We start from the raw sequence: 22403 nt of genomic DNA on the forward strand, positions 1-22403 counted from the left end.
GCCACAAGCAAAAGGCTGTCCCGCAGAAGCCGAGTATGGCTACCGGGGACAGCCTTGCTTTTATGAGGGGAGCAGCTATGTTGCCAGTATTAAGGCTGGAGGGTAATCGTAGTCTCCAGATTCTTCAGGTACGTGCGTTTGCCCAGATTCTCGCGTCCCGGCAGGAAGTTGCCTATACTGTCGTGCTTCTGCCCGACAATGCTGAAGTCATCGTTCTTCACCGTTAATGTATACGGCTTGATGGTGATGGTCTTCGGCGTGTCAGCAAACGGAGGATACAGCTCATTCAGATGATATTCTGTCTTCGGTCTGCTGCTGAAGAATCCGTATTGATTCGGGTCAATCGAATTCCCCTGGTCATCTACAAGCTCATAGTACATCATGCTGGCATGATAGTCGCCGGATTGCTCTGGAGATTGCGGCACCTCACCCTGGCTGCTCAGCACAAGGCGGGTGGATACCGGCGTCACCTTCAATTGCTCGACCGTGTAGCTGAAGGAGCCTTCCGTTTTGGTGATATTCGGAGTGGCTACCACGGCGTTATCCATTATTTTAACCGGAGCCGTGAATTCAAAGGTTTCATTTACATTCTTGACCTTGACTTGAATCGTCAGCGTGAACGCATCCGGCAGATTCAGATCACCAGTCAGCTCTCCGCGATAGGCATTATCCTGATAAGGAATATCGCCGAATCCTCCCGAAGTGAACTTAATCTTCTGCCCGTCAGCCAAAACGACCGGGTGCTCAATCAACTGCCCCATAGAAGTTTCGCCGGACAGATCCAGTCCGCCCTCATGCTCCAGCTGGAAGCTTAGCCGCGTCCCGTCATAGAGCAGATCTGTCAGCTTCAGAGTAACCCCGTCATGGGTGACGCTCAATCCGGGCTGGGATAAGATCCCCTGGCTCATCGCCAGCTCCACGGACTGCGGGCTTGTCCCCTGATACAGGACGCCGATCCCCGGAATTTTCTTCAGTGTATCAGCCATGACGGGCGACACGAAGCCTGCACCCAGAATGCCTGCACTCAGCACTCCGGCGACCGCTGCGGCAACCGCTGTTTTCTTGAGTATCCCTGGCGTGGTCTTAGCCGCTCTTATTCTATGGACTCTGCTCATTTCATTCTCTCCAATCTTGTTCATAATGATCGTGCTCAACTCCAGGTCCGGCTTGACGGACTCCCGGATATTCTGTTCAATGGCATCCATTTCAGGATGTCTTGTTCGCCCCGGATATTGTTCCATGCATCCTCGCTCCTTCTTTATGGCTTACGCGCTCCAGCAGCTTTCTGCGCAGCCGTTCATATTTCTTGCGGACTGTAGAGGCCTTAAGCCCCATGATCCCGCTGATCTCGTCAAAGGTATATTGCTCCACCGCTTTTAGAAGCAGGATATGGCGTTCTTCAGCGGTCAGATAGGTCAGCAGCTCTGAGGTTACAGATTCGGCTGGCAGTACCTGTAGTTGCTGCTGCTGCTGGCTCTCTTTGAAATGCTCGACTAACCGGAGCCAGCGGCTTTGCTTCTTTTTCAGATTGATCAGATGGTGGTATGCGATCTTGTACAGCCAGGCTGAGAAGGAAGTGCTGCTGCCATAACGGTGAAGGTTCGCATAAGCACGGATGAAGATATCCTGGACAGCATCTTCGGTTTCGGTATGGTTCTTTAGAATATAGAAGCAGTAGGTATAAATCTGACGTTGAAACTGCTTGATAATGATCTCGTAGGACTGCTTGTCTCCTGCCTTCACAGCCGCTACTGCATTCTCAATCCTGGAGTTTCTGTCGTCCGTTTCCCCGGGGACGGTCGATTGCACTGCTTCACCTCCTTTGGCTTGATACCTATATAACAACACGGGAGCCGTGTTTTGTGACATGATTTTATTTAACTTAAATTCATACTTGACAGGTGGGTTTAAGGGGTATATGATAACAGCAATACTTCACCACTAATTAAATGAACAGTGAAAGAATAACACGATGGACAATACTTGAGCTGATTGGACCGCCAAAGGCTCCCGCAGATATTCCCGTATAAGGGATGTTTCCGGGGCCTTTTTGTGTTGCCTGAACCGACAGCAGAGGAGAGAGCGTATGGAGAATACACAGTGGGAGCGGCTGGCGGCAGCGGATCATCTGTTCCGTAAAATGGTGCGCAGGTTCGTCAAGGAGCGTGACCGCGTAAGCGTGGAGGGCGTGGCCCTGCCGGGAATGCTGATTCTGCACAAAATCATCCGCGACGGGGAGCAGCGGCTCAGCGATCTGGCGGAGGAGCTGGATTTCACCTCAGGCGCCATCACAGCGCTGAGTGACAAGCTGGAGGCCGGCGGCTATACGGTGCGCAGGCGCAAGGAGGATGACCGCCGGACGGTGCTGCTGGATATTACCGCCTGCGGCCGGGAGATGGTGGAGCGCAACGGCAGGGCTTCACGGACGAGGAGCTGGAGCAGCAGAGCCGCTTCTATGAGCGGATCATCAGCAATTTGGATGGATTCGCGGATACGCTGCTGAAGCTGGCACAGGAGAACGCTGCTGCTCCCCCGCCCGCCGGGCCTGAACAGAAGCAACGCACAGAGGTGAAGAATAATTATCTTAGCTACTGAGGAATGAAGAGGATACTATACAAATGATTAGGAGAGATGAACATGGGACATTCCACTATATATCCAACAGGGGCAACCGTATATAACCCAAGCAAGGCATGGAGCGGCTACACCGTATTCCAGGCAGGCGACGAAGGCGTAGTGCTGATTGATATGAACGGCAAGGAAGTGCATCTATGGCAGGGCCTGATCGGCTTCCCGGCCAAAATCCTCCCCGGAGGCTACGTCCTGGGCAGCACAGGCAGAAGAGATCCCAAATTCGGCATTCAGGATAATGTGGATCTGGTGCAGGTAGATTGGGACGGCAATGTAGTCTGGAGATACAACGGGTATGAGCATATCGAGGACCCGGGAGTGGAGCCGCTGTGGTATGCGCGCCAGCATCATGATTACCAGCGGGAGGGCAATCCTGCCGGATACTATGCTCCCGGGCTGGAACCTTCGGTTAACAGCGGGACAACGCTGATTCTGGCCCACAAGAATCTGTACAATAAGGAGATTTCCGACAAGCAGCTGCTGGATGACACGATTATTGAAGTGGACTGGGAGGGCAATGTGCTCTGGGAGTGGGCCGCCAGCGACCATTTTGCCGAGCTGGGGTTCGACCAGGCAGCGCGCAATGTGCTGTTCCGCGATCCCAATAGCCGCTCCTTCGGCGATCTGGGCGGCGGTGTAGGCGACTGGCTGCATATCAATTCCGCTTCGTATGTAGGACCGAACCGGTTCTATGACCAGGGAGACGAGCGCTTCCACCCGGACAACATCATCTGGGATGCCCGTGAGGCGAATATTATCGCGATCACCGACAAGCGCAGCGGGGCTGTCGTCTGGCGGCTCGGCCCGGATTATTCCCTGCCAGAGGTGAAGCATATCGGCTGGATTATCGGCCAGCATCACGCTCATATTATTCCGAAGGGCCTGCCGGGCGAAGGCAATCTGCTGGTGTTCGATAACGGCGGCTGGGCCGGCTATGGTCTGCCGAATCCGGCTTCGCCCTTCGGCCAGAAGAATGCGCTGCGCGACCACTCGCGCGTGCTGGAGATTAACCCGGTAACGCTTGCGATAGAGTGGCAGTATACCCCGGCAGAGGCCGGCTTCTCCGTCCCGACCGATTCCTATAAGTTCTACAGCCCGTACATCAGCTCGGCGCAGCGGCTTCCGAACGGCAACACACTGATTACCGAAGGCTCCAACGGGCGGCTGTTCGAGGTGACGGCAGCACATGAGCTGGTCTGGGAATATATCTCCCCGTACAGGGACCGCCGCAATACGAATATGGTCTACCGTTCGTACCGTGTGCCATATGCCTGGGTGCCGCAGCTGGCGGAGCCGCAGGAGCTTGCCATCGAACCGCTCGATGTCTCCAGCTTCAGGGTGCCGGGCGCCGCGCCGAAGGGAACGGATTCGGTCGTGCGGGTGGCGACAACCCTTCCTTTTACAGAGGGGGCGGCTTGTGTAGCTACTACGGATGAAGGAGGTGTACCCCGTTGACCAGATCATGGTACAGCTCAGCCCTCCTGCTCTTATCCTTATCTCTCTTGCTGGTACTCGCCGGCTGCAGCTCCAAGGGGGACGCAGCAGCATCTGCCGGAGGCGGCAGCGGTGCACAGAAGGCCTTGAAGATCAGGATTGCTGATATCAACACGAATCCGACCTTCCGCGTAGCGCTTAGTAAGGGCATCTTCCAGAGCCACGGCATCGATGCCGAGATCATCAACTTCGGGACTCCGGCGGAGGGCGTCAATGCGCTGTTCATCAAGCAGGTGGATGTGGCCTTCGGTGCGGACTTTCCGGTGCTGAACGCCGTTGCCAAGGGCGACTATTCGATTATTGCTTCGGCTGGCCAGGCCACTGATCAGGCTGCGGCCGTATGGAAGCTGTACGCCAGGGACGAGATCCGGTCGGCGGCTGATTTGAAGGGCAAGAATCTGAGCTTCCTGCGCGGCACCTTCCTGCCGTATCTGTGGGACGAATATCTGAAGGAGCAGGGCATCGCGCTGAGCGATGTGAAGCTTACCGGACAGGGAGCGTTCGATGAAGCCTTCATTGCCCTGAAGCAGGGAGATGTCGATGCCGCCTGGTTCAGCGGTTCGGCCCTGACCGATAAGCTGGCAGCGCTGGAGGGCGTGCATGAGCTGACCGATATGTCCAAGACTCCGGTCCGCCTGGGTATGGGAATTGTTGCTGCGGATGCTTATGTACAGGACCATGCCGAAGGCATTGGGGCCTTCCTGGCAGCGGTGGATGAAGCCTCGGCCTATGTGCAGGCACACCCGCAGGAAGTGGCGGAGCTGATGTTCAAGGAAGTGAAGCAGCCGAAGGAAGCGACGCTGAAGGACCTGCCAACCAATCCGTGGAAGGTGGGCTTCACCCAGGCTGCCTATGACAGTCTTGCCGGACAGAAGAAGTATATGGTGGATACAGGGATTATCGCGCAGGACTTTGACCTGAACAGCAAGCTCAGGCTGGAGCCGCTGAAGCAGGCGCTGCCGGATAAAGTGACGTACAGCAAATAAATGATTTCACAGGAGGTGCCCCATGTCTGTAGTTGCTACACCAACGGTAAGGCAGCATGCCATTCATATGGAGCAGCTGAATAAGAGCTATGGCGAGCCGGCGGCCGGGGACGTTCACTACATTATCAAGGATGTGAATCTGGTGATCAAGGGCGGGGAGTTCTTCGTCCTGCTCGGCCCGAGCGGCTGCGGCAAGTCCACACTGCTGAATATGATCGCCGGGTTCGTCTCCAAATCGGGCGGCCGCCTCCGGGTGGATAATCTTGAGGTGAATAAGCCGGGCCGGGAGCGGGCGGTGGTGTTCCAGCAGGCCGATTCCTCGCTGTTCCCCTGGCTGACGGTGCGGGAGAATGTGGAGTTCGGACTGCGGATGAAGAAGGTGCCCAAGGCAGAGCGCCGCAGCATATCCGGCCGGTATATCCAGCTCGTCGGACTGAACGGGCATGAGGACAAATTCCCGAAGGCGCTGTCGGGCGGGATGAAGCAGCGGGTACAGCTGGCCCGGGTGCTGGCGAATGATCCGGCGATTCTGCTGATGGATGAGCCGTTTGGCGCGCTGGATGCCATGACCCGGCGGACGATGCAGAAGGAGCTGGTGCAGATCTGGCGGGAGACCCACAAGACAGTGATCTTCGTAACCCATGATATTCAGGAGGCGCTGCTGCTGGGCGAACGCATCGGCATTATGTCGGCAGGGCCTGCCTCCAATATCACCGATGTCTACGATAATGTGCTGCCTTATCCGCGCGATGTGGCTTCACCTGAATTCTACTCGCTGTATAACCGGATTCAGAGCCATTTTGAAGAATAGAACGGGGGGACACCTGAATGGCATGGGTTGAGAAAAAGTGGGTATCCGTATCGCTGCTATGGCTTACGCTACTGGGCATCTGGCAGCTTGGCGCCTGGCTCTATGGTCCGGATGTTATTCCCGGTCCGTGGGCCACGCTGAAGGGCGGGCGGGAGCTGGTGGAGGACGGGACGCTGGTGCATTATATCGGGGTCAGCCTGTACCGCGTGCTGATCGGCTGGGTGCTGGGCAGCCTGCTGGCGGTTCCGGCCGGGCTGATCATCGGCAAAGTGCATGTCATCCGCCTGTTCGCCGAGCCGTTCCTGAATTTCATCCGCTTCATTCCGCCGATAGCCTTCATTACGCTCTTCCTGGTCTGGTTCGGCATCGGGGAGCAGTCGAAGATCGCGCTGATTATGTATGCCACCTTCTTCATCGTGGTGCTGAACACCCTGACCGGGGTCCTGTCGGTGGAGGAGGATAAAATCCGCTCTGCGCGCAGCATGGGGGCAGGGGAATGGCAAATTCTGCTGCATGTGATTGTGCCTGCTACGGTTCCGTATATTTTCACCGGTGTGCGGCTGGCGATGGGGACCTCCTACATGGCGATTATCGGCGCAGAGATGATTGCCTCGAACGAAGGGGTGGGGTATCTGATCTGGAATTCGCGGCTGTTCTTCCGGACCGACTGGATCTTCGTTGGGCTGATCAGCCTCGGGTTCATGGGCTTCTTCACAGACCGTGCCTTCGGCTGGTTCGGCCGGAGGGTGCTCTACCGGTATGGTGTGGTCAGTGCAGGGGCGGGACGGAGATGAAGATAGCGTTATCCGGGGCTTGAGAACAAGCCGCAGGAATGGCGATGGCGGGATTCATGGTATAATGGGGAAGCTGCAGCGAGCAGGATCAACAGGAAGGAGCATTCCCTTTATATGGAACCAACCGCACAGGAAGTAGCGGAGTGGATGGTGAAGGAGATCCGGTTCACCGGAACCCTGCACCAGAGCGCTGCGATTGAATATGTGAAGGCCAACTTCGGTGAACAGTTTGTATTCGTGAACGAGAACGGCAATACCTCGTTATCCAAGGAAGTGAAGAAGGCGTTCCGCAAGCTGCATGGCGGCCGGATCGCCTGGGACCGCGACGGCTTTCTGTGGGCCTGGACGTAAGGGGCCGCAATAGTCCGTATAAATAAAGGGAGTGCCACAGAGGTTGCGGCACTCCCTTTATGATTGTTCAGGGCTCACTGGTTACGGCCAGTGAGCCAAATGTATGCGAAAAACCGAATACAATCGGCGGCGTGGGCGCATGTAGACCAAATGTATGCGAAAATTCGAACACAATCGGTGGCGTGGGCGCGTGTGATCCAAATGTATGCGAAAATCAGAACACAATCGGACAGCGGATGGCTCGTGGACCAAATGTAATCGAAAAACCGATTACAATCGGCCAACCATCGGCCCAGGGTCCAGATGTAATCGAAAAACCGATTACATCCCCGCTACACCGGGACCTCCCGGGTGCCCCGCTCCATGGGGGAGCTGCACAGCGGGCAGCGCTTGGCGGCCGGGCTTGCACCAGCCCCATCCCCGTCCGCCTTCCTCCGCGTCCAGCCTGGACAGGCCTTGCCGGTGCAGGTCCAGACCGGGACGATGTGGGTTCTCCCGGCGGGAGAACCCGGACGCCGGCCCGCATCCGGGCCAGCCCCATGGCCGCTGCGCGCCGCAGCGGTCCGGACCGTTGCGGCGGCCCCAGCCGACCCCGCTGCCTGCGGGCGGGCCGCCGCACGGAAGGCAGAGAGCATGAAGCGGGATACCTCCGCTTTCTTGCCCCTGTGCCTGGCCGGCGAGCTGATGAACAGCTCCTCGCGCGCGCGGGTAACGGCGACATAGGCCAGCCTGCGCTCCTCCTCCAGCAGCGCCATGCCTGCTTCGGCGGCGGCTCTGGCGGCGGCCGGGTTAACCACCGTTACCGAGGCTCTGGCCGGCTTGCGCTCCTTCAGCCGGTCATGCTCCAGTGCGGAGCTGTGCGGCAGAATTCCCTCCGAAGCCCCGATCAGGAAGACCACGGGGAACTCCAGCCCTTTGGACTTATGGATGGTCATGAGCGCAATCCGGTTTCCCTGCTCCTTGAGGCCCGGCTGCCGGTTCAGCTCATTGCGCTCCGTCACATTGTCAATGAATTCGAGGAACTGCGGAATGGTCGCGAACCGCTCTGCCGAAGACTCCAGCTCATCGAGCATCTCCTTCAGCGTCTCGCGGTGCAGCGTGGCCTGGTGGCGTTCGCTTCCTTCTATGAAATAATCATAGAACTGAGTACGGATCTGGCGGATCGCCTGCACCGGCACCAGCTCGCGCAGGCTGCGGATCAGGTCCAGCCGCTCGCGCAGCTTGGCCGCCTGGAACTCCTCGATGCCCGGCAGGGATAACAGATGAATCAGCGGGCCCTGCTTCGCCTGCGCCGCCTCCATGCGCCGGATATGCTCCATTCCCTTGTCCCGGTTCAGGTACAGGGTCGGCAGAATATTCTCCATCGCGGCGAAGTTGCGGCGGTTAACAGACAGGCGTAAGTGATCCAGCACCGGGGAGATCAGCCAATGCTCGTAGAGCAACTGGCCTTCCCCATAATCAATATATGGAATATCGTGCAGCAGCAGCAGCTCCAGGATCGCCCGGTTGCTGCTTGTTGCGCGGTACAGCAGGGCGAAATCGCGGTATTCCCTGGCCCCCCGCCCAATCTCGTGTTCGATATACTCTACAATCTGTGCAGCTTCCTCATCTGCGGTCTGCGGGCGCAGATACCGGGGCGGGATGCCGCTGCTCCGGGCGGCGAGGAGCGTCTTGGCCCGGCGCCGCGAGTTATGGCGGATAATGCCGTTGCCGAGGCCGATAATCGCCGGGCCGGAGCGGTAATTGATATCCAGGGTAATCACCTTAGCCTGCGGATACAACTTGTCGAACTCCAGAATGAATTCGCTGCGCGCACCGTTGAAGGAGTAGATCGTCTGGTCATCGTCGCCGACCACCATAAGATTGTCCTGCGGGCGGGCGATCATCTTCACCAGCTCATATTGCAGCAGGTTCGTATCCTGGAACTCATCGACCATGACATAGTGATACTGCTGCTGCAGCTCATGCAGCAGATCCGGCCGCTCCCGGAGCATCTGGTAGGCGAGCAGGAGCACATCGTCGAAGTCGATTTTGGCGTGATCGCTCTTCCATTGCTCGTAGCGGAGCAGGATCGCCTTCATCTCCTTCTCCGCCTCCGTAGTCTCCGGCAGCTGCCAGGGCAGGCCCAGGTTCATCTTCCAGCCGGAGAGCACCATCAGCAGATTCTCGGGAGGATAAGCATCCTTCGGCAGCCCCAGCTCGCGCATAATCTGCTTCAGCAGAATATGCTGGCGGCGGGTCTCGTGGAAAATCTCCTGCCGCAGCCCCTGCCGCCGCAGGAAATACAGAAAGAACGAGTGGAAGGTCCGTGCCGCAAGGCGCGCGGCATCCCCCTCGTTTACGCCGGGCAGCAGGGCGATCCGCTCGCGCATCTCGGCCGCAGCCCTGCTAGAGAAGGTCAACAGCAGCAGGCGGCCAGGGGCTATGCCCCGTACAGACAGCAAATACCCGGTTCTGCAGATCAGCACCGAGGTTTTGCCGGAGCCTGCGCCAGCCAGCGTCAGCAGCGGCCCGAGATGATGCCGCACCGCTGCAATCTGCGGCGGATTCAGCAGGATGCCGCCCTCCTCCAGCCTGCGGAAGTAGGCCGCATCGCGGTCCTCCGGCTTCACTGTGTCCCGGCTCGTCCGGGCCGGGGCCACCTTGGCCTGCGGGATGGTCTCGCCGGTCGCTCCAAGCGGAATATTATGAAATGCAAGCTTGTTCATGTAATCACCTTCGTTAACTTCAACTTCTTGGGCCGTTTTGGCCAGTATCCACTATACCATTGCCCGGGACTTTCTGCACAAAGAATGAGAGGATTCACCCGAAATAACGCCATTTATCATAAAGTCCATTTTTTGACATTCGAAGTTAATATATTGGACAAGACAGCTGTCCGGCAGTCCGGGAAAGGCAGGCTTACAGGCCAGCGGTTCCGGGGGCGGCGATCAAGTTCCACACTATTAAATTAGGTCTGGAGGGAAACATATGTTTATTCCAATTCTCACGGAGTTAACTACAGCCGAGCGGTTAACGGTTATCCTGTTTCTTATACTTAACCTGGGCGCGATATCCTTGTGTTTCATTCAGCGCTCAGACACCAAGCGCCGCTAGGAAGAACAGCCTTCGCCTGAAGGCTGTTTAAGCTTTTTACCCGTTGCTCTGAAGATTCAGCAGATGCTGTATTCCTGCCGCTACACCATGCTGTGTGTTGCTTAATGTAACGAAGTCGGCCGCCTCCTTCAGCACCTGGGCTGCATTCTCCATAGCAATCTTGTACCCCGCCATCTCGAACATCGGCAGATCGTTGTAGCTGTCTCCCATCACCGCCACCTGTCCGGCAGGAATGCCGTAGTGGTCAGCGAGCTTTTGTACCCCGGCGCCTTTGTTCGCTTCTTCATGGTTAATCTCGATATTGCTGATATGCGATGCGGTAATGATCAGGCCGGGAATCGCGGCGAAGCGGGTGGAGGCTTCCTTCAGCCGTTCACGGTTCAGGGAGAAGACCAGTGTCTTGTAGATTAACTGCTCCCCGTCGCTCCAGATTTCCTCCATACTCTCCACATAGGTTACCGCCGCTTGCCGGAACTGCTGTTCAATCATGGCCTTCACCAGCCAGCGGTATTCCTCAGGCACCTCATCCTCTTTGAGCGAAGTCAGCTTCTTCTCCAGTTGTACCCGCTTATCCAGCTCTACATACACGTTATCCTGGGTGTACACCTCATAATATAAGTCGTCAATGCCGTTCATCCAGCGGAGGGCCGGAATAATATCCTCTTTGTTCAGCGGTGTGCTTGCGGCTACAGTGCGGTCATGCAGCGTAACAACGGCACCATTCAGACTCACCACAGGACACTCCAGACCGGCCAGCCGCAGCTGGCGCTCCGCATCCATATAAGCGCGCCCGGTAGCAATGATAACGGTATGTCCAAGGCTCTGTGCGTGAAGGATAGCCTCTTTGTTCTCGGGACTGATCTCCCCCTGCCCGTTCAGCAGTGTTCCGTCCATATCCAGTGCAATCAGCATAGTGTTGGTCTCCTGTTCTATACGTCATTGTAGTATTTTCAAGGGTATTGCAGGTTCTGCCTGTATCTTATCATTAATTATCTGAAAATTGTAAATGCAGTTTTCATGTCTGTCCAGTTTACGGCCTGGTGCAGATTTTCAGAAAGGCATTCCCCCGTGGTACAATGAAAAGCAGACCTGAAACGGGTGGGTCAGCCACCTGTGGCCGTTTATGTAAGGGGGATAAATTACTGATGAAATCCAGAAATCTAGCTACGATATCGCTGGCCGTGATGGCCTGCGGTTTCCTGTTCACCTTATTTCTGCCGGAGAATCTGGCGGTGATTCTGCTGAGAGGCGGGTTTGAGGCGGGGCTTGTCGGGGGGATTGCCGACTGGTTTGCCGTGACGGCCCTGTTCCGCCATCCGCTGGGACTGCGGATTCCGCATACCTCGCTGCTGCTGAAGAACCGCGATAAGCTGGTCCAGTCGCTAATCTCTGCCATGGAGAATGAGCTGCTGAACAAGGAGAGCATTGAGAACAAGCTGCGCAGAATCAACATCATAGCACTGGGAGCTACTGCGCTGACCCGGTACTTCTCCAGAAGGAGCGCCAGAGCGGAGCTGCTGGAGCAGTTGAAGGGCTTCGTGCTGCGGCTGCCCGCAGAGAAGGCGGTTCCGCTTATCCAATCGGCTGCCGCGGCCTATCTGCGTGAAGCGAAGCTCGGGGAGGCTGCGGACCAAATAGCGACCCGCCTGATGAATGACAACCGGGATGTCGCGGCTCTGGATTATGCGCTGGAGGGCATCTCCTCCTGGAGCGCGCGGCCGGAGACGCGGGCCATGCTGGGCAGAATCGCCAGCGAGAAGCTGGCCGAGGTGAAGCTGGGCGGGCTGAAGGGGATGGCCTTCCAGGCCTTTGTCGGATTCGTCGATGCCGACATGCTGGGTGAAATGCTCCAGGGCATGGTGCAGTCCACCATCCGTGACTTCAAGCAGGAGGATAACCCTAACCGGGAGCAAGTGATCCGCGAGATCCGGGTCGCGCTGTTCCAACTGATGAGCAATGAAGAGCTGATCGGCTCGCTGAAGAATTGGGCGCTGACTGAGCTTCAGGGGGAAGCGGCTGCGGCATTTCTGCTGGAGCAGCTCGAAGGGCTGCGCAGCCGGGCGGTTACGCTGATTGAAGAGGATCAGGCCGGGGGCGGCCGGAAGCTGCTGCGGCTGTATGCGCTCCTGGTCCGGCGCATCAGCCAGGAGAAGGAATGGCTTCAGACTACCGAGGACCGGATTCGCGGTACACTGATTTCCTTCGTGGAAGCTAATCATTACCGGATCGGACATCTGGTCAAGGAGAACCTGGACCAGATGGATGATGCTTCTCTGGTGAAAATGCTGGAGGAGAAGATCGGCAAGGACCTGCAGTGGATTCGCGTTAACGGAGCGGTGTGCGGATTCGTGGTAGGGCTTGGCCTGACCGTAATTCAACTATTCTAACGGAAGACCCGGAATACGGCTTAGCACACATAGAGGCAGCAGAGCATTCCCGGACCGTCGCTTGAGAGCGGGGACCGGCGGGCGGCTCTGCTGCCTCTTTTTGAAATATAGAATTTATATGTTCCACACGATAACTTGTCCTTATACTTCTCGCTGAAAGGGGTACCGTCCTTAAAAAGGACGGCATCGCCGTTTCCACTTGCTACAACAGGTTCTTGCCGTTACTGATCGTGTAGGCTTCCTGAACCGGCAGGACGAAGATTTTGCCGTCGCCAAAGGAGCCATGCTCTCCGGTTCTGGCCGTGCGCATAATAATACTGATTACGTCATCCTTATCATCATCCTGGACCACAATCATCAGCAGCTTCTTGGAAATTTGATTGTAATGGTTGGTCCCGACCTGGATACCCTTTTGCTTGCCGCGTCCGAGCAGATCCATTTTGCTGATGGAGGGGAAGCCGGCCAGCAGCAGCTCGGCCATAACTTCGTCGGCTTTCTCAGGTCTTACGATCGCTTTGATCATTAACATAATGATGCACCCTTTCTACAGCGGATAAGTGTGTGTTGTAGGGGGTTGCCAATCCTGGTGGCTGGTCTGCTATGCATTGTTTAGTGGCACCGCTTACATGTTTAGTATAAGAATATGTGCGGCTGCATCCTGCGAGAAGGATCACAAAATCTGTATTACATAATGTCGCATCCCGGCCAATCCCGGCCGCATCCGGCCGAATCCAGCCGCCCGTACCGCCGGAGCAGCCCTGGCCGGAGCTTCCCCCGGCTAGTGGGGGGGCACCAGCTCCAGGTAGAGATGCTCCAGCAAGTCTGCGGTATGCTGCCATTCAAACCGCTCCAGAGCATCCGTTCTTCCCTGCAGCCCGATTCTGGCAGCCAGCGCCGGATTGCGGGCGATCTGCAGCATACGGCCGGCAAAAGCAGCCGGGTCCCTGTACCGCTTCACCAGATAACCGTTGTGGCCGGAGGTAATAATCTCCCGGATGCCGCCGTTGCTGGAGGCGATCACCGGCAGTCCGGACGCCATCGCCTCAACATTGACCAGGCCGAAGGATTCATGCTGCTGTGAAGGGCAGACGAAGCAGTCGGCGGCCTGATACAGCGTATGAATCTCCCCGTGCGGGATATTGCCCAGGAACGACACAGATACACCCAGCCGCCGGGCAAGTGCCTTCAGCTGCCGCACATAAGGCGGTTTTCCTCTGCCGGCGATAAGCAGGTGGCAGGGCATGTGCTGCTTCAGCCGGTGCATGGCCCGCAGCAGCACGGGCACGCCCTTGCGCGGGATAACCCGGCCCGCGAACAGGACGGTGAAGCCTGCGGGCAGGCTGTGCACCGCCCGCAGGCTGGCCTTCTCCTGCGGCTGCGGGGGGCGGAAGCGCGACAGGTCCGCTCCCAGAGGCACGAGGCGCAGCCTGCGCCGGATGGCGGGGAACCGCGAGGCGAGCCGCTGCTCCAGAGAGCGGCTGTTCGCCGCGACTGCATCGGCCAGAGCGAGGCTGCGGGCCGTCCGGGCTCCAGGCGGCACGAAGGTCAGGGAATGAAGGTAGGCCAGCACCGGAGTACCGGGATGCTGCCGCTTCACGGCAGCCGCCAGCAGCGGCCGGTTATCGATCTGAAGAAGATCGAACGGCTCCGCTGCCCTGAGGTATGCCAGAACGGAGCTGCGGTACCTTGCAGGGGTGCCGGAGGGCAGCCGGACGAACCGGACCTGCTCCATCTCGGCGGTGTCCGGGAGTCCGGGGGCCCTCCGGCTCACGATGGTCACCTGATGCTTACGCGCCAGCCGCCGGGCGATATTCCAGAGACAAATCTCCACAGAGCCGTCCCCGGGAACCGGGAACTGCTCCGGTGCAATCATGCAGATACGCATTGTGGCTGCTCCTCCTGCTCCGAACCAAAGGTAGTTGTTCTCTACCTAACATATGCGCTCATCCCCCTTGAAGCTACTGGAGCGGCAAGAAACCTGGCGGACCTTGCCGGAATTCCGCCGCTTCAGCTGCGGGCCTGCTTCAGGGCAGCGGCAATCACTCCGGCAACTGCCTGCTCATGCTCTATAATCTTCAATTTGCAGGCTGCAATCTGCCGGTATCCGGACACCGCTGACGACAAGGATTGGCCGGCCAAGGATGAATTCTTCTTGCGGATCGCGGCCTTGAAGTCGCTCCAGTCGGCGGTCAGCCGCTTGTTCAGCGCAGCCGCTGCGCTTCTCTGCGACTTGATCCTGCTCTGCAGGCTGTCCATGCCGGCCAGCGTCTTGCGGACAGCCGCGACCTTGCGGGTCCGGGTGGCCTTGGTGGCCTTCAACAGTGCCTCCTTGTCACGGATGTCCTGACGGGCCGCCTGCACCAGCAGCTTCATCGCTTCAGACTGGGCCCTCAGTACTGAATTCAGCGTCTTGTCCTTCAGGCCTTTGAGCAGGGAGATGCGCTTGTTCAGCGCACTGTATTGGTCGAACAGCGGCTGATAGCGTGCCTTGGCGCTGGTGACAGCTGCGCTCTGCCGGGTGATGGCAGCCAAATCTATATTCTTGACTGCTTCCTTGGCTGTCTTCAGCGCCGCTGTATTCTGATCATGCAGCGACCGGATCTCAGCCTCCCGGCGGTCATATTGGCCCGACAGGAGCTTAAGCTCACTGAACAGACCGTTCAGCTTGGCCCGGCCGGCACTGTCCGCCGTTGCTGCCGTCAGGCCGAAGGAAGCTTCAACGGATGAGGTAATCACCGTTGCTGAGGCGGCAGCCTGGCCGGCCAAGGGGACCAGCACCAGCAGCAGGGACAGCACCAGCAGAGGGACGGCATTGCGCAGATTCTTCATTCTATTCCTCCTCATGGATGTTTCCATGGCCCGGATAACGCCAAAAAGCACCCGCAGCAAAGGCCAACAGGCCTCTATTACGGGTGCTTCCAGCGTAACGAGTCATGAATATAGATATACTTTTTAATATAGCGGGTGCTGCTAGAATAGTCAATATTTTCAATTTAAACTTTGCTTGCAGGTAAGAGGTCTGCCGATTTTGTTCCTTAGTCTTCTTGGCGTATACTGTGAGGACAGATTGGGAAGCGAAGGATAACAGAGGGCCAGCTGAAGCGCCGGACCCGGAAGAGAAGGAGGCCGTATGTAATGGATCACTTGGCTGAACATAGAAGTATTCTGGATCAAGCTTTCCTGTTATCTCCGGTGGGGATGGCTGTACTGTCTCCCGATGGGGAATGGGTGAAGGTGAACCCTGCGTTTTGCAATATGCTGGGCTGCAGCGAAGCCGATTGGCTCTCAGGAGAACGCTCCGGCTGCAGCGGGATTGTGCAGGAGGAGGGGCAGCCGTTCTCTATTCAGGGTGTCACGGAAGAGCTTGGCCGGCTGCAGGGGCAACCCCTGCAGAGGGAGTACCGCTTCCGCGGTCCTGGCGGACACCCGTTATGGCTCTCGCTGACGTTTATTCCGGCCGGCGGGCAGCGTGCGGAGCAGCATATTATGGTATACGCACAGAATGTGACCGACCGCAAAATTGCCGACCAGGTGACGGTGGACAGCCTTGATCTGTACAATCTCTTCATCAAAGATGAACAGAGCATGATCATATTCTCCCTGCCGGACGGAACGATAACCTTCATATCACCATCCTCCTACTCCCAGATCGGGTATCTTCCGGAGGAGATTATCGGCAGGAACCGCGCAGAATTCTATCACCCGGATGATGCTGAAGCAATCAACAGCTCCGGAGGTCTGCTGGAGAACAATATCTCCATCCGCCGCCTGCGCCACAAGGAGGGCCATTATCTATGGTTCGAGACATCCTTCCATGAGGTCCGTGATGAGAAGGGTGAGATCACCCGGATTATGGGAATCGGCCGCAACGTCACCCGGCGCAAGGAGAATGAGGAGGCGCTGGCGTCAGCCCAGCGGGTGGCGAGAATAGGCGCCTGGAACTGGGATCTGGCGAAAGAGAGAATCATGTTCTCTGAGGAGCTGCGGCGCATTTTACAGTATGCTGTACATTCTGGAGATGTGAATCAGGCAGAGTATCTGGAGCTGGTTCACCCTGAAGATATCCAGATCCTGCAGGACGCCGTAGCGCGGGCTGTACAGCAGGGCGAACCCGGGAATACGGCGTACCGGATGATTCTGCCGGACGGGCAGGTCCTGATGGTGCATGTTCAGTGGGACGTCATCCGCGGGCCGGAAGGGCAGCCGATTAGGCTATTCGGCATGATGCAGGATATTACCGAGCGTATGCTCATGGAGGAGCAGCTGCGGGAGAGCGAACGGAACTTCCGGCTGATGTCGGAGAACTCTCTCGATCTGATCTCCCGCCATTCGATTAAAGACAGTATCTTCCTGTACTGCTCTCCGGCCAGCCTGTCCCTGCTCGGCTATGAGCCGGAAGAGATGATCGGCACCAGTGCCTACGATTATCTGCATCCCGATGACCGGGCGATGATTATGGACCAGATGGCCGAGAGCGAGCAATCGGGCATTATTCCGCCTGCTGTCTACCGCTACCGTCACAAGAACGGCACCTACATCTGGTTTGAAACGAACAGCCGGTATATTTTTGACGGGCAGGGCCGGAAGACAGAGGTTATTGCGGTTGGCCGCGATATTACAGAACGCAAGCAATTTGAATCGAAGCTGCAGGAGAGCGAGCAACGCTACAAATCCCTGTTCGAGTATAACCCTGCGGCAGTATATTCCATGAATCTGCAGGGGGATTACCTGACGGCGAACGCCAATCTGGAGAAGCTGAGCGGATACTCGCTGGAGGAGCTGCTGGGCAATTATTTCGGACCGCTGGTCGCCGAGAAGGATATAGGAAAAACGCTGCATCACTTCGGCCTTGCCAGCCGGGGGGAGCCGCAGAGCTATGACCTGACGCTGATCCACAAAGACGGGCACACGGTGGAGATCAATACGATCAATATTCCTATTGTTGTGGATAATGAGGTTGTAGGAGTATACGGAATCTCCCGTGATATCACGGATCACATCCGGTACACCGAGCAGATTGAGAAGCTGAGCAATGATTATACCCTGATCCTCAATGCGGTATCTGAGGGGATCTTCGGTCTGGATAACGGGGGCAGAGTGACCTTCATTAATCCTGCGGGCGCGCATATGCTGGGCTTCGGGCAAGACGAGATTACCGGCCGCCATTACCTGGACCACATTCAGCAGACTGCGCTTGACGGCAATCATTACCGGCCGGAGGAATCGCCTCTGATCCGGGCAGTACAGGCGGGGGAGTCCTATCAGAGCAAGGAGGCGGTACTGTGGCGCAAGGACGGCTCCAGCTTCCTGGCCGAGTATCAGGTGACTCCTCTGTTCGATAAGGGCGAGCGCAAGGGTGCGGTTGTTGTCTTCCGCGACATCACGGATGAGCAGGAGATTATCCGGGCGAAGGAGCTGGCGGAGAAGGCGGACCAGGCCAAATCCGAGTTCCTGGCGATTATGAGCCATGAGCTGCGTACCCCGATGAACGGCATTATAGGCATGACCGATCTGCTGGCCGAGACGGAGCTGGATGAGGAGCAGCGGGGGTATGCCGAGATTATCAGCGCGAGCAGCACATCCCTGCTGTATATTCTTAATGAGATTCTGGATTTCAGCAAGATTGAAGCCGGTAAAATGACACTCTCCTGCGAACCGGTCAGCCTGCGGGAATTGCTCGACAGCATTACGGAACTGTTCATGCCCAAGGCGCGGGAAAAGAATATTGAGCTCTCCTGCCGGATCGCCGGCGATGTGCCGGAGCTGATTATGGGCGATGCTGCCCGCCTGCGCCAGGTGCTGGTGAACCTCGTCAGCAATGCCGTTAAGTTCACGGAGAAGGGACAGGTCGCTATCCGGCTGGATGCGGAATTCTGCGGGGAGAGCCGCAAGCTGGCCCTGAGATTCAGCGTAAGGGATACAGGGATCGGCATCCCTCCCGGGAAGCAGCCGCTATTGTTCCAGTCCTTCTCCCAGCTCCATCCGTCCATCAACCGCAAGTATGGGGGAACCGGGCTGGGCCTCGCCATCTGCAAGCGGCTGGTTGAGCTGATGGGCGGGGCCATCAGCGTGGAGAGCGAGGTGGGGTCAGGCTCTGACTTCTACTTCACCCTGCCGGTGGACCTAGACCCGGAGGGCAGCCCGGCAGAAGAAGAGGAAGGGTCCGGTGAGCCTGAGCCGGCAAGGGAAGAGCTTGCTGAACAGGCACGTGCGGAGGCTGAACTCGGCCGGGCGGAGACGTCAGCGGGCAGTGAGTGGCCGGTTCCGGTCCGGGGACGGTGGCCTGAGGCCGATTATGGTCCCATGCGCATACTGATCGCGGAGGACCACCCTGTGAACCAGAAGCTGCTGCTGACGATTCTGGGCAAAAGAGGCTACACCGCTGATCTGGTGGATAACGGCGAAGCGGCGCTGCAGGCGGTTCTCCATGAGCCGTATGATCTCGTATTCATGGATGTGCAGATGCCGGGGATGAGCGGCCTTACGGCAGCGGACAGCATCCGCCGTGAGGCTCCGCTTGAATATCAGCCGTTCATCACGGCAGTAACTGCCTATGCCCGGGAAGAGGACCGGGAACGCTGCCGTGCGGCGGGGATGGATGATTTTGTCAGCAAACCGTTTCTGACTGCGGATATTGACCGGATATTGAAGAAGTGCCGCAGCCGCCGGGTGATTTCATGAGCCGCGGGTCTTCCGGGCAGCGGATTAATGCAGAGGCGTATACACAGTGGGAGACTGGTGTGGCCTCCCCCGCCTCGGCTTGCGGCCCGGCGACCATGGCTGCGCTTGCGGAATATTGGCATTCGCATCAGGGCAGGCTGTTTGTGCCCGGCATCCGCCATTTCGGCTCCAGAGCGGAGCAGATCAATTATATCTATACCCATCATGGCGGAACGCCCTGGGGAATGAGCGCACGCAGCTTCGCGAGAGGTCTCAGGGCTTACATCCATCAGGCGGCTCCTCCTGGATATGGCCGCTCTACGCCTGTGAAGATATCCCTGTTCAATGACATTGGCCGCTATAAGGAAGAGATCGATGCTGCGCGGCCCGTAGCGCTGAAGTTCGATAAGTGGTTCAGCCTGCGCTGGCGGGGCAGGTATGTCTATGATTATCACTGGGTCCTCGGAATCGGCTATGAGGATGAGCAGGACGGCTCCTGTACGCTGCTTGTTCATGACAACGGAATGCGGCATCGGGGCGGGGGATATACTCCGGGCAGAGAACGGCGGATCTCTTATGAGGCGAACAAGCGGATCATTACCATGGTATCGCTGAACATCCCCGCAGGGCCTCCATGAAATTGAAATCTCAAATTCAAACGTTTGCACAAACGGCACGGGTGCGCTAAAATCTCATATGTATACACCTGATACATAGGCTTGCAGTGAAATTCCCGGGATCAAGGCCATATATTGAGGTAAGGGTAAAGGAGGCGGTCTGCCTTGTCAGTACAAAAAGAAATGAAGGAACCGATTCACTACGGTGATCCGGCGGCTACCGGCGGAATATCCGTGTTTGACCGTGAGTTCGACGAGTTGTTCAGCTATGAGGGGGATGATCTCGGTCTAAGCTATTCTTCTGCAGGCTCTGACTTCTGCCTGTGGGCTCCGACTGCCGGGGAGGCGGTACTGATCCTCTATGACTCCTGGCAGGAGGCTGAAGGGCGGCGGCTTCCGATGGCCCGTGATGTCCGGGGGACCTGGAGAATCAGTGTTCCGGGCGATCTGGATGGACAGTTCTACACCTATGCGGTGCTTATCGGGGGGCAGTGGCATGAGGCGGTTGACCCGTACGCCCGTGCGGTCGGTGTGAACGGTGACAAGGGAGCTATTCTGGATTTGCGCAAAACGGACCCTGCGCGCTGGACAGAGGGCAAACCGCCGCTGCAGGACCCGGTGGATGCGGTAATCTATGAGCTTCATCTCCGCGATTTATCGGTTCATCCGGGCAGCGGAATTAAGCACAAGGGGCAGTACCTGGGTCTGGCGGAAGCGGGGACGCGCGGCCCTGAAGGGATTGTGACAGGGCTTGATCATATTGCTGCGCTGGGCGTGACCCATGTGCAGCTGCTGCCCATCTATGATTATGCTACAGAGAGTGTGGATGAGACCCGCCTGGCGGAGCCGCATTACAATTGGGGCTATGATCCCAAGAACTATAATGCGCCTGAAGGCTCCTATGCCACAGACCCTTATCTTCCGGGTCTGCGCATCCGGGAGCTGAAGACAATGATTCAGGCGCTGCATGACCGCGGCCTGCGGGTCATCATGGATGTAGTATACAATCATGTGTATGACGGCTTCCTTATTAACTTCACCAAGCTGGTTCCCGGCTATTATTTGCGTTATAAGCAGGATGGGCGGCTGTCGAACGGCTCAGGCTGCGGGAACGACACGGCCTCCGAGCGGAAGATGATGTCCCGGTTCATTGTAGAGTCCGTATTGTACTGGGCCAAGGAGTATCATATCGACGGCTTCCGCTTCGATCTGATGGGCCTTCATGATATAGGGACTATGAACGAGATCCGCCGCCGTCTGGATGAGCTGGACCCCTCGATCATAACCATAGGCGAAGGCTGGGTAATGGATATGGAGCTGGCGGAGGAGCTGCGGGCGAACCAGTCCCATGCCAATCAGATGCCGGGTATCGGACATTTTAACGACGGCTTCCGCGATGCGGTGAAGGGCAATATCTTCCTGCATGACCAGAAGGGCTTCATCAGCGGCGGCATCGGCTTCGAACACAATGTGAAGGTCGGCATTGCCGGAGGGATCTGCTATGCACCCGGACTCGGGCAATTCGCCCAGGAGCCGCAGCAGAGCGTTAACTTCGTGGAATGTCATGACAATCATACGCTGTGGGATAAGCTGCTCCTGTCTACCCCGGGAGCGGAAGACGGCCAGCGCATCGCCATGCATCATCTGGCCTCAGCCATTGTGCTGACCAGCCAAGGGATTCCGTTCATCCATGCCGGGCAGGAGTTCCTGCGGACCAAGGGCCTGGTGGAGAACAGCTATAAATCACCGGTAGAGGTGAATTGGCTGGACTGGGTACGCTGCGCTGAGCACAAGGAGTCTGTGGATTACATGAAGCGGCTGATTGCGCTGCGCGCTGCTCATCCCGCCTTCCGACTGCGGACCGCTGACGAGATCCGTGACCATCTGGTCTTCGAGGAAGCCCAGGCCCATACCGTAGCGTTCACGCTCCGCGATCATGCCGGAGGCGATTCCGCGCAGCATCTGTACGTACTATATAATGCCAACGCGGACGGCGCAATCCTGACGCTGCCTGAGCTGGGCGACTGGAGCGTGGTGTTCGGCGGAGAGCATATCAGCAGTCTGGATAGCGGTGTTCTGGCGACTGATAGCATCGGGATGATTGTACTGACTGTTATTTAACTTCATAGTCACACACACAAGCAGGCTGCCGGGGCAGCCTGCTTTGTGCTGTGCAGGGGACTGTAGGCTGGTCGATGCGAGAATGAACCGTCTAAATGAGACACCCCGCTAGAATGTATGCGAAAAACCGAACACAATGTGCAGGTGCAGGAAGATCTGGGCGGAATGTATGCGAAAAACCGAACACAATGGCTCGGTGTGAGGGTGAGTGGGCCAAATGTATGCGGAAAACCGATTACAATGTGCTGGTGTGAGGGTGCGTGGCCAAATGTAATCGAAAAACAGGCATGACAAGGCAGAGGCCTTGTCACCCCCAGGAATGAAAATAAGTGGTTGGCATCCGTCGCATCCATTCTAAATGAGGCTGTAGTCGTCAACACTTACATATACAAATCAAAGGGCGGAAACGGTTACTGGGACCCACCCCGTTCGAAAAACCGTTCTATTGCGCTTTT

At 57.3% G+C, this 22403-nt stretch carries 16 protein-coding genes and 1 pseudogene; 10 read left to right on the forward strand and 7 right to left on the reverse strand.

Annotated features, from left to right (window positions below; genetic code table 11):
* Positions 1 to 89: 89 nt before the first annotated feature.
* Both MHI24_RS18045 and MHI24_RS18050 read right to left on the reverse strand, forming a co-directional pair.
* On the reverse strand, positions 90 to 1241 hold the full coding sequence (locus MHI24_RS18045; protein WP_340020914.1) for a DUF4179 domain-containing protein: 1152 nt from the start codon (positions 1239 to 1241) through the stop codon (positions 90 to 92).
* Complete coding sequence (locus MHI24_RS18050) at positions 1207 to 1809, reverse strand: RNA polymerase sigma factor (protein WP_340020915.1); 603 nt, start codon at positions 1807 to 1809, stop codon at positions 1207 to 1209. The genes MHI24_RS18045 and MHI24_RS18050 overlap by 35 nt, the downstream gene beginning before the upstream one ends.
* 277 nt (positions 1810 to 2086) lie before the next feature.
* On the opposite strand from MHI24_RS18050, the pseudogene MHI24_RS18055 reads away from it, so the two are divergent.
* The 6 genes and pseudogenes from MHI24_RS18055 to MHI24_RS18080 all read left to right on the forward strand — a co-directional run bounded on the left by MHI24_RS18055 (position 2087) and on the right by MHI24_RS18080 (position 7067).
* Positions 2087 to 2595, forward strand: a pseudogene (locus MHI24_RS18055) (MarR family transcriptional regulator).
* Positions 2596 to 2637: 42 nt separating this feature from the next.
* Positions 2638 to 4086, forward strand: coding sequence for an aryl-sulfate sulfotransferase (locus MHI24_RS18060; RefSeq protein WP_340020916.1), 1449 nt, complete (start codon positions 2638 to 2640; stop codon positions 4084 to 4086).
* Positions 4083 to 5111 (forward strand): ABC transporter substrate-binding protein, encoded by a 1029-nt coding sequence (locus tag MHI24_RS18065; protein ID WP_340020917.1) that lies wholly within the window; start codon positions 4083 to 4085, stop codon positions 5109 to 5111. The genes MHI24_RS18060 and MHI24_RS18065 overlap by 4 nt, the downstream gene beginning before the upstream one ends.
* Positions 5112 to 5133: 22 nt before the next feature.
* Positions 5134 to 5922 carry an ABC transporter ATP-binding protein gene (locus MHI24_RS18070; protein ID WP_340020918.1) on the forward strand — a complete coding sequence of 263 codons (789 nt, stop codon included), beginning with the start codon at positions 5134 to 5136 and terminating at the stop codon, positions 5920 to 5922.
* A gap of 17 nt (positions 5923 to 5939) precedes the next feature.
* Positions 5940 to 6716 (forward strand): ABC transporter permease, encoded by a 777-nt coding sequence (locus MHI24_RS18075; RefSeq protein WP_340020919.1) that lies wholly within the window; start codon positions 5940 to 5942, stop codon positions 6714 to 6716.
* Positions 6717 to 6830: 114 nt separating this feature from the next.
* Complete coding sequence (locus MHI24_RS18080; protein ID WP_340020920.1) at positions 6831 to 7067, forward strand: hypothetical protein; 237 nt, start codon at positions 6831 to 6833, stop codon at positions 7065 to 7067.
* Positions 7068 to 7399: 332 nt separating this feature from the next.
* Here the strand turns inward: MHI24_RS18080 and MHI24_RS18085 are convergent, their stop codons facing one another.
* Both MHI24_RS18085 and MHI24_RS18090 read right to left on the reverse strand, forming a co-directional pair.
* On the reverse strand, positions 7400 to 9775 hold the full coding sequence (locus tag MHI24_RS18085; RefSeq protein WP_340020921.1) for a UvrD-helicase domain-containing protein: 2376 nt from the start codon (positions 9773 to 9775) through the stop codon (positions 7400 to 7402).
* A 424-nt stretch (positions 9776 to 10199) separates the two neighbouring features.
* Positions 10200 to 11075 (reverse strand): Cof-type HAD-IIB family hydrolase, encoded by an 876-nt coding sequence (locus MHI24_RS18090; RefSeq protein WP_340020922.1) that lies wholly within the window; start codon positions 11073 to 11075, stop codon positions 10200 to 10202.
* A 233-nt stretch (positions 11076 to 11308) separates the two neighbouring features.
* Here MHI24_RS18090 and MHI24_RS18095 point away from each other — a divergent pair, with 233 nt between their 5' ends.
* A complete protein-coding gene (locus MHI24_RS18095) occupies positions 11309 to 12550 on the forward strand; it encodes a DUF445 domain-containing protein (protein WP_340020923.1) in 1242 nt (413 codons plus the stop codon).
* A 202-nt stretch (positions 12551 to 12752) separates the two neighbouring features.
* On the opposite strand, the gene MHI24_RS18100 is transcribed toward MHI24_RS18095, so the two are convergent.
* From MHI24_RS18100 to MHI24_RS18110, 3 genes are all read right to left on the reverse strand, one after another.
* On the reverse strand, positions 12753 to 13079 hold the full coding sequence (locus MHI24_RS18100; RefSeq protein WP_238650686.1) for a P-II family nitrogen regulator: 327 nt from the start codon (positions 13077 to 13079) through the stop codon (positions 12753 to 12755).
* Between the two features lie 249 nt (positions 13080 to 13328).
* Positions 13329 to 14435: a glycosyltransferase family 4 protein gene (locus MHI24_RS18105; protein WP_340020924.1), complete on the reverse strand. Its 1107-nt coding sequence runs from the start codon at positions 14433 to 14435 to the stop codon at positions 13329 to 13331.
* Between the two features lie 122 nt (positions 14436 to 14557).
* Positions 14558 to 15379, reverse strand: coding sequence for a hypothetical protein (locus MHI24_RS18110; RefSeq protein ID WP_340020925.1), 822 nt, complete (start codon positions 15377 to 15379; stop codon positions 14558 to 14560).
* A gap of 306 nt (positions 15380 to 15685) precedes the next feature.
* Here MHI24_RS18110 and MHI24_RS18115 point away from each other — a divergent pair, with 306 nt between their 5' ends.
* The 3 genes from MHI24_RS18115 (at position 15686) to pulA (ending at position 21948) form a co-directional block, all read left to right on the forward strand.
* The gene (locus MHI24_RS18115) at positions 15686 to 19231 is read left to right on the forward strand and encodes a PAS domain S-box protein (RefSeq protein ID WP_340020926.1); all 3546 of its coding nucleotides are present in this window, start codon (positions 15686 to 15688) and stop codon (positions 19229 to 19231) included.
* Complete coding sequence (locus MHI24_RS18120; protein WP_340020927.1) at positions 19228 to 19848, forward strand: hypothetical protein; 621 nt, start codon at positions 19228 to 19230, stop codon at positions 19846 to 19848. The genes MHI24_RS18115 and MHI24_RS18120 overlap by 4 nt, the downstream gene beginning before the upstream one ends.
* Before the next feature lie 144 nt (positions 19849 to 19992).
* The gene (gene pulA, locus MHI24_RS18125; protein WP_340020928.1) at positions 19993 to 21948 is read left to right on the forward strand and encodes a type I pullulanase; all 1956 of its coding nucleotides are present in this window, start codon (positions 19993 to 19995) and stop codon (positions 21946 to 21948) included.
* Positions 21949 to 22403 lie beyond the last annotated feature (455 nt).

The organism is Paenibacillus sp. FSL K6-1096, assembly GCF_037977055.1.
Lineage (GTDB): Bacteria > Bacillota > Bacilli > Paenibacillales > Paenibacillaceae > Paenibacillus_AQ.